Below are 7,935 nucleotides of genomic sequence, written 5' to 3' on the forward strand. Positions count from 1 at the left end.
TTAATAACAAAAGAGAAAGGAGAAGGAGATGAAAGAGAAGGTAGAAGCAGTATTGGAGAGGTTAAGACCTGCTATACAGGCACATGGTGGTGATGTCGAACTTGTTGATGTAGCAGAGGGGGTTGTAAAGGTAAGGTTAACAGGTGCCTGTGGTGCATGTCCTATGTCTATAATCACATTAAAAAATGGCATAGAAGCGGTACTGAAAGAAGAGATTCCAGAAGTGGTAAGTGTAGAATCGGCTTAAAAGATATACTGAAACCTATGATATGTATCATAGAAATCAATTAATAAATAAGATATCTTTATTCAGATTTGATGGGAGGGGGCAATGGATAAAACAACGGTATGGTTCATAAAAGCCAGCATGATCTATTTTGTCATAGGTGCCACAATAGGGCTATTCATTGCGATGTTGCCTGAATGGACAGGAATCTACAGGAGTATCCATGTTCATCTTAACCTTATAGGGTGGATGAGCATGATGATCTTCGGAGTAGGCTACCACATACTCCCAAGATTCAGTGGAAAACCACTTTTCAGTCCATCCCTGGCAAGAGTTCAGTTCTGGCTTTCAAATATAGGTCTTGTGGGGATGTCATTTTCATGGGCATTTCTATACCACACACAATCAGCAGTCTATCAGTTTTCGCTCGTATTTTTTGCGCTGTTGGAAGTTATCGCTGTATATCTATTTGTGTATAATATATTCAAAACAATCCAGGCAGCTCCAGCTGCATAAGGAGGTAAAGGTGATGGGAGATACAAAGACAGTAATCACAAAAGATATGGTGATAGGTGACATCCTGAAGGAAAAGCCTTCTGCCGTAAGGGTAATTGAGAAGTATTTTGGACAGGGATGCTTCACATGTCCGGGAATGAAAATGGAAGACCTCAAATTCGGTGCAATGATGCACGGTATAGATCCAGAGGTAATAGTAAAGGAAATAAACGAGCTGGATTAATTGGCAATTGATGGAGAAGATCGTTGATGGAAGAAAAACATGAATGCCTCAACTGTAAGAATACCAGTGAGAATATAGTTCTTTTGGTCTGCGAATACCAGGGAATGACAAAATGGGTATGTGTTCGCTGTCTGCCTATACTCATACATGGGGCACACTAAAAATGCATAGCGAGCGGTTAGCGAGCGAATATGAAACAAAGATAACTCCTTACATTTCGAAGCTGAAAGCTTCAAAATGTATAGCGAGCGCATTCCCCGCATCAGGGACACCATAAATCCTTTTCATCTCTGCAGAATAACCGCCATTCTTATTATATACATATAGTGGTGGCATTACCTTTAGCTCCTGTTTTCCTTCCTTTACTCCTTCAACAAGCACCATCTTAGCCACACCACCTTCTTTTGAATGGACAAATCTCATCCTTTTAGGTTCAATCTCATAGTGTTTCATCTTCACCATTAGTTCAATCAGTCTTGCAGGATGGTATATTAGAGCGAGCCTTCCTTTTGCCCTTAGGAGATACCTCGAGATATCAAGTATATCGTCTATCTTCATCAGAAGTTCATGCCTTGCAATTGCCCTTTCGTCCTCAGGTGATATAAGCCCTGTCTTTGGTCTCCTGTATGGTGGATTACATAATACAAGTTCAAATGACTTCTCTGGCAGGATGCTATGAAGATCTTTTATGTCTGCATGGATTATCTCTATCTGTTTAGAAAGATTATTAAATTCGATATTTTTCTCTCCGAGCTCTACGAGGGTCTTCTGTATTTCCACCGCATATATCTTTGCATGAGGATATCTCCTTGCAAGTATCATCGAGATTATACAAACACCTGCACCAAGCTCAACAGCAGTAATGAGTCTCTTAAGATTGATAAAATATGGAAGGATTAGCGAATCGACAGAAAAGCGGTATCCGTGTTTTCGCTGAAAGATCTTCAGGTCAAGTATGCTATCAAGGGTTTCTTCATCACAGTGCATTAACGGCTCCCCAAAAAATCTTTTGATTTTTGGGGTACCTCTATAAAATGGGTTCTTCTAAGGTCCTTTTTTCTCTGCTACATGAAGCCTTACGGTAGAACGTTGAAGTGCTACCGTTGCTCTCGCAATATCAATCATTTCCATCTGTTTCAGTCTTTCTTCCGCACGCTTCTTAGCTGCAATTGCCCTCTCAATATCTATATCCTCAGATCTCTCTGCGCTATCAGCAAGAATGAGAACTTTATCAGGTCTAACCTCCGCATATCCCTGGTTCACAAAAACATAACCCGTCTCATTTCCCTTTTTATAGATGAGCATTCCTATCTTGAGGGTTGTAAGAAAAGGTGTATGTCCTGGCAACACACCGAACTCTCCCTCACTTCCAGCACACACAACTTCATCAACCTCATCGCTCAGAACAAGACCATAAGGAGTAACGATTTCAAGTCTTAACTTATTTCCCACCTTATTTCTCCTAAATCAAACTGCAAAAAGCAAAATTCAAAATTCCTCAATTTTGCATTTTTCATTTTTAATTTTGAATTTAAATTATACCTGTCTTCCCCATCCAAGCTTTTTAGCCTTTTCTTCGGCTTCTTCTATTGGCCCTACCATATAGAATGCCTGTTCAGGCAAATCATCATACTTCCCTTCTAATATCGCCTTAAAACCGTTTATTGTGTCCTCGATCTTCACATATCTTCCAGGAGTTCCTGTAAAGGTCTCTGCTACATGGAAGGGCTGACTCAGGAATCTCTGAAGCTTTCTTGCCCTTGAAACTATGAGCTTGTCATCCTCTGAAAGCTCTTCTACTCCGAGGATTGCTATAATGTCCTGAAGCTCTTTGTATCTCTGGAGTATAGCCTGAACCTGCCTTGCAACAGAATAATGCTCTTCTCCGAGAACCTTTGGATCAAGAATCCTTGATGTAGAATCCAGAGGATCAACACCGGGATATATACCAAGCTCAACAATCTGTCTTGAAAGAACAACGGTCCCATCAAGATGTGTGAAGGCTGCCACGATAGCAGGGTCTGTGAGGTCATCTGCCGGGACATATATAGCCTGCATGGATGTAATAGAACCTTTTTTGGTGGTGGTGATCCTCTCCTGAAGTGCACCCATATCTGTTCCCAGTGTTGGCTGATAACCAACTGCCGAAGGCATCCTTCCGAGAAGGGCAGAGACCTCTGCTCCCGCAAGGGTATATCTGAAGATGTTATCTATAAATATGAGAACATCCTGACCCTGATCCCTGAAATATTCTGCTACTGTAAGGGCGGAAAGTCCCACCCGAGACCTTACTCCAGGAGTCTCATTCATCTGACCATAGATAAGTGCAACATTTGGAAGGACTCCTGAATGCTTCATCTCAAGATAAAGGTCATTGCCTTCCCTCGTCCTCTCACCAACCCCAGCAAAGACAGAGACACCACCATGCTTCATGGCTATATTATGAATCATTTCCATGATGATGACAGTTTTACCAACACCAGCTCCACCAAACATCCCCATCTTACCACCCCTGACAAAGGGGACAAGGAGGTCAAAGACTTTAACCCCCGTCTCAAATTGCTCTGTTGTTGCTATCTGTTCTATAAAGTCAGGTGCAGGTCTGTGGATAGGCAACCTCTCGGAAGCTTCTATAAAACCCATCTCATCAATAGGTTCCCCAAGGACATTAATAAGTCTTCCGAGGACAGGTTTGCCAACAGGAACTGTTATTGGCTGACCTGTGTCTACCGCCTTCATGCCTCTTACAAGTCCATCCGTTGAACCCATTGCAAGAGACCTCACTTTATTGTCACCTAAATGAGCGACTGTCTCGAGTGTAAGGTGTATCTCCGGAATACTCCTTGCAGGATCACCGGGTTCGTCTATCGTTAGGGCATCGAGAATCCCAGGTAACTCCTTCTCGAATTCTACATCAACTACCACACCTATTACCTGTGAAACCTTTCCTGTATTCATATTTATAACCCCCTCAACTAAAATTCAAAATTTAAAATTTAAAAATCAAAATTAAGGAGTTCCATAATTTTGCATTTTGATTTTTGCATTTTGCATTTTATTTCACTTTCAGTGCCTCCACACCACCAACAATATCCATTAGTTCCTTTGTGATACTCGCCTGCCTTACCTTATTCGCCATTAATGTAATCTTTGCAACGATGTCCTCACAGTTTTTGGAGGCATTCTCCATTGCATTCATCCTTGCAGCCTCTTCAGCAGCCGAAGACTCAAGGAGCGATCTGTAAACCTGTATCTCGATATATTTTGGTAAGAGGCTTTTAAATAGTATCTCAGCAGAAGGTTCATAAAGGAAATCCGTAGCAATTGTAACCTGTTCAGCACTGGTCTCATCGGTCTCTAATTCTTTTATAGGAAGGAGTCTCACAATGGAAAGCTTCTGAGCAAGAAGCGTCTTAAATTCATTGTATATGAGAATAACCTCATCTATGTCCTCATTTATGTAATTCTCTATCAAATCATTTGCAATCTCCTGTGCATTCGCATAGGTTACCCTCCCAGAGAGTCCAACCCAGGATTTTCTTATTGGTATGTTCCTTCTGCGGAAGTAATCGCGGGACTTCTTCCCAATGACACTAAGACTCAATTCAAAACCCTCTTTCTTTAAAGATTCAATATAATGAGTTGCAACCCTCAGGATATTAGTATTAAATGCTCCACAGAGACCTCTATCAGAAGTCATCACAAGAACCCCTACAGTCTTTCTCGGTCTAACAGCAAAGAGTGGGTGTCGTTCCCTCTCTGCAACCCTCGCAAGGTCAGAAAGAGCTGAATCCATCTTTATGGCATAATGCCTGAAATCCAACATCCTGTCTTGGACCTTCCTCAGCTTTGCAGCAGCCACCATCTTCATTGCCCTCGTAATCTTCTGAGTGCTCTGGATGGCCTTTATTCTCTTTCTTAAATCCCTTAAAGTCGGCATCTATCCTCACTCTGAGAAGTCTTACTTCCCATTTCCTATCTCCCACTTATCATGGTTGAAATGTCTTCTTAAAATTCGTAATTGCCTCGGTAATCTTTGCTTTAAGCTCATCATCTATCGTTTTCTTTTCCATTAGTTCTTTCTTTATATCCTGCTTTTCTGTCTTTATATACCTGAGGAATCCGTCTTCGAAATCTCTTATTAACTCAACAGGTAGGTCATCGAGGTAGCCCTGTGTCCCTGCAAAAATGAGTATTATCTGTTCATCTACTGGCATGGGCACATATTGATCTTGCTTCAGAAGTTCAATCATTCTTCTGCCTCTCTCGAGTTGGGCAAGAGTTGCCTTATCAAGGTCAGAGGCAAACTGGGCAAATGCAGCGAGTTCTCTGTACTGTGCAAGGTCGAGTCTGAGCATTCCAGCAATCTGTTTCATAGCCTTTATCTGTGCTGCGCCTCCAACACGGCTAACAGAAAGACCAACATTAATAGCTGGCCTAACACCACCATAAAATAGTTCTGTCTCAAGGAATATCTGACCATCTGTAATTGAAATAACATTTGTCGGTATATAACCCGAGATGTCTCCAGCCTGGGTCTCGATCACTGGAAGGGCTGTAAGTGAGCCACCACCGTATTCATCAGAGAGTTTTGCTGCCCTCTCAAGAAGTCTCGAATGCAGGTAGAATACATCACCGGGATAGGCCTCACGGGCTGGTGGACGCCTGAGAAGCAAAGAGAGCTGCCTGTATGCATGAGCCTGTTTCGAAAGATCATCATAACAGATAAGGGCATGCATACCTTTGTCCCGGAAATACTCACTCATTGCACACCCTACATAGGGAGCTATATACTGCATTGGGGCAGGGTCACTAGCTGTTGCAGCAACAACTATTGTATGATCCATAGCACCGTATTGTTCAAGAATATTCACTGTTCGCACAACAACAGGTCTCCTCTGCCCGACTAATACATAGATACAGATAACATCTCCGCCTTTTTGATTTATAATCGTATCGATAAGGATAGCAGACTTTCCTGTCTGACGGTCACCTATGATAAGTTCTCTCTGTCCCCTTCCAATAGGAATCATAGAGTCTATAGCCTTTATACCTGTCTGTAGGGGCTCCTTAACAGGTTGCCTTCTTACAATACCAGGTGCCACAACATCTACAGGTCTGGTCTCTGTAGCATGTATGGGACCCTTCCCATCTATTGGGCGACCAACGGCATCCACTACCCTGCCTATCAATGCCTCACCAACAGTGGTCTCCATGATTCTTCCAGTACGTTTTACTATGTCACCTTCTTTAATAAGCTTATCCTCCCCAAAAAGCACTACACCAACTGAATCTTCCTCGAGGTTAAGAACCATCCCGACGACATCATTCGGAAATTCCAGTAGCTCAGAAGCCATCGCATTATCCAGCCCATATATCCTCGCAACACCATCACCGACGTATGTGACAACTCCAATCTCACTGACATCAACCCTTTTCTCAAAATCTGTTATCTGTTTTCTTAAAAGTTCACTTATTTCCTCTACCTTGATATCCATTATTTCCATAACATCACCCCTTTATAAGTTCATCTTTCAAAAGCCTTAACTGGCCTTTTAAACTACTATCATACATCGTACTTCCTACCTTAATAAGAACACCGCCAAGAAGGGATGGCTCGATGGCGACCACTACATCTACCTCCCTACTATCTGTCATCGCCTTCAGTGCTTCTTTAAGCCTCGATTCATAATCTTTATCTATCTTAATCGGCGTCATAACAACGGCTTTTATCCTTTGCTTCCTTTCCATATAGAGGCTTGTTGCTATCCTGAGAATCTCGGGAAGCATATTTATAACTCCTGATTCAGAAAGATATAGAGCGAATCTGACTGTTTTATCTGAAAGTTTTCCCTTGGTTGCAATCTGCCTGAGAACCCTTTCTTTTTCCTCTGAGGTAAACAGGGGGCTTAAAAACAAATCCTTAAATTCCTTGCTTCGTGTCATCAGGTCACTGATTGCATTGAGTTCTTTAATTGCTACAGGAGCATCTTCGATACCAATTATATCGAGGAGGGTCTTTGCGTATTTTCTTGATTCTTTCTTCTGTCTCAATTCTTCGCCTCTATCTTATTAAGAGACTCTTCAAAGAGTCTCCTCTGTTCTTCTTCTGTAAGTTTATCTTTAATCCTCTTTTCTGCAAGTTCCATGGCTATTTCAATCGCCTCTGCCTTTATAGCCTCTCTTGCACGTCTGAGTTCAAATTCAATATTTATCCTTGCCTGCTCAAGTATTCTTTGTTTTAATTTGTCGCCCAATTCTATAAGATTATCCCGTTCCTTTTCTCCGGCACGCCTTGATGCAGCGAGGATTTCTTCTACCTCTTTATCCTTTACTTTAATTTTTTCTTCAATTTGTTGAAATGCCTTCAGTGCAAGGGTCTTTGCTTCTTCAGCTTCTTTAAGCGATTTTTCGATTCCCTCTGACCTCTTTTTGAAAAAGTCCTTTACTGGTTTACCGAGAAACTTCACAAGAATAAAGACAAGTATTCCAAAATTGATTATTCTCCATACCCAATCTTTTAAAGAAACCTCATGTACTTCACCAGCAGCAAAGGCAGAGACTTCAACTACAAAAAGAAGTATTAAGAATATGATGCTCGATGTGCGACACACAATACTCGGATTCATAGTTCCTTACCCACGAGCCTCTCTACTATCTGATTTGAAATAATGTAGACATCTTCTCGAAGCTTTGCCCTTGCTTTCTCTGCCTCTTCATTGATCTTTGTCATCGCATCTTCTAACATCGATTCAGCAGTCTTCCTTGAAGCCGCTATCCTTTTACTCTGCTCTTCTATTCCCTGGTTCAATAAATCCCGATATATCTCTTTTGACCTCATTCTCGCCTCAGCTATAGCCCTGTTAAACTCGGCAAGGAGTCTCTCACTCTTTTCTCTGAGCGCCTTCGCCTCATCAAGGGCAATAGAGATAGCATCTGACCTTTTCCTTATAATCCTGAGGATTGGTTT

Annotated in this window: 11 protein-coding genes; 3 read left to right on the plus strand and 8 right to left on the minus strand. The window is 41.8% G+C overall.

All coding sequences use genetic code 11. The annotated features are described in order from the left end of the window. Window positions 1–28: 28 nt before the first annotated feature. From AB1488_02655 to AB1488_02665, 3 genes are all read left to right on the plus strand, one after another. Window positions 29–247, plus strand: a complete 219-nt coding sequence (locus tag AB1488_02655; GenBank protein ID MEW6408998.1) for a NifU family protein — start codon at window positions 29–31, stop codon at window positions 245–247. A gap of 84 nt (window positions 248–331) precedes the next feature. Next, complete coding sequence (locus AB1488_02660) at window positions 332–742, plus strand: cbb3-type cytochrome c oxidase subunit I (GenBank protein MEW6408999.1); 411 nt, start codon at window positions 332–334, stop codon at window positions 740–742. Window positions 743–755: 13 nt separating this feature from the next. Then, window positions 756–965, plus strand: a complete 210-nt coding sequence (locus AB1488_02665) for a DUF1858 domain-containing protein (GenBank protein ID MEW6409000.1) — start codon at window positions 756–758, stop codon at window positions 963–965. Between the two features lie 210 nt (window positions 966–1,175). Here AB1488_02665 and AB1488_02670 read toward each other — a convergent pair whose 3' ends face one another. From AB1488_02670 to AB1488_02705, 8 genes are all read right to left on the minus strand, one after another. Continuing rightward, window positions 1,176–1,952, minus strand: coding sequence for a methyltransferase (locus AB1488_02670; GenBank protein MEW6409001.1), 777 nt, complete (start codon window positions 1,950–1,952; stop codon window positions 1,176–1,178). 57 nt (window positions 1,953–2,009) lie between these two features. Next, complete coding sequence (locus AB1488_02675; GenBank protein ID MEW6409002.1) at window positions 2,010–2,417, minus strand: F0F1 ATP synthase subunit epsilon; 408 nt, start codon at window positions 2,415–2,417, stop codon at window positions 2,010–2,012. Window positions 2,418–2,501: 84 nt separating this feature from the next. After that, window positions 2,502–3,929 carry a F0F1 ATP synthase subunit beta gene (atpD, locus tag AB1488_02680; GenBank protein MEW6409003.1) on the minus strand — a complete coding sequence of 476 codons (1,428 nt, stop codon included), beginning with the start codon at window positions 3,927–3,929 and terminating at the stop codon, window positions 2,502–2,504. A gap of 91 nt (window positions 3,930–4,020) precedes the next feature. Then, window positions 4,021–4,905, minus strand: coding sequence for an ATP synthase F1 subunit gamma (gene atpG / locus AB1488_02685; protein ID MEW6409004.1), 885 nt, complete (start codon window positions 4,903–4,905; stop codon window positions 4,021–4,023). 49 nt (window positions 4,906–4,954) lie between these two features. After that, entirely contained in the window at window positions 4,955–6,463 is a 1,509-nt protein-coding gene (gene atpA, locus AB1488_02690) for a F0F1 ATP synthase subunit alpha (protein MEW6409005.1), read from the minus strand. Window positions 6,464–6,476: 13 nt separating this feature from the next. Beyond that, window positions 6,477–7,019, minus strand: coding sequence for an ATP synthase F1 subunit delta (gene atpH / locus AB1488_02695; protein MEW6409006.1), 543 nt, complete (start codon window positions 7,017–7,019; stop codon window positions 6,477–6,479). Next, a complete protein-coding gene (atpF, locus tag AB1488_02700; protein ID MEW6409007.1) occupies window positions 7,016–7,594 on the minus strand; it encodes a F0F1 ATP synthase subunit B in 579 nt (192 codons plus the stop codon). The genes atpH and atpF overlap by 4 nt, the downstream gene beginning before the upstream one ends. Further along, on the minus strand, window positions 7,591–7,935 hold a 345-nt coding region (locus tag AB1488_02705; GenBank protein MEW6409008.1), incomplete at its 5' end, for an ATP synthase F0 subunit B. The genes atpF and AB1488_02705, both read right to left, overlap by 4 nt.

The organism is Nitrospirota bacterium (assembly GCA_040756155.1).
GTDB lineage: Bacteria > Nitrospirota > Thermodesulfovibrionia > JACRGW01 > JBFLZU01 > JBFLZU01.

Bases quoted from the DNA above. Each gene is read 5' to 3' on its own strand.
- AB1488_02665 (MEW6409000.1), top strand. From the start codon at position 756: ATGGGAGATACAAAGACAGTAATCACAAAAGATATGGTGATAGGTGAC.
- atpF (MEW6409007.1), bottom strand. From the start codon at position 7,594: ATGAATCCGAGTATTGTGTGTCGCACATCGAGCATCATATTCTTAATA.
- AB1488_02660 (MEW6408999.1), top strand. From the start codon at position 332: ATGGATAAAACAACGGTATGGTTCATAAAAGCCAGCATGATCTATTTT.
- AB1488_02655 (MEW6408998.1), top strand. From the start codon at position 29: ATGAAAGAGAAGGTAGAAGCAGTATTGGAGAGGTTAAGACCTGCTATA.
- atpG (MEW6409004.1), bottom strand. From the start codon at position 4,905: ATGCCGACTTTAAGGGATTTAAGAAAGAGAATAAAGGCCATCCAGAGC.
- atpA (MEW6409005.1), bottom strand. From the start codon at position 6,463: ATGGATATCAAGGTAGAGGAAATAAGTGAACTTTTAAGAAAACAGATA.
- AB1488_02670 (MEW6409001.1), bottom strand. From the start codon at position 1,952: ATGCACTGTGATGAAGAAACCCTTGATAGCATACTTGACCTGAAGATC.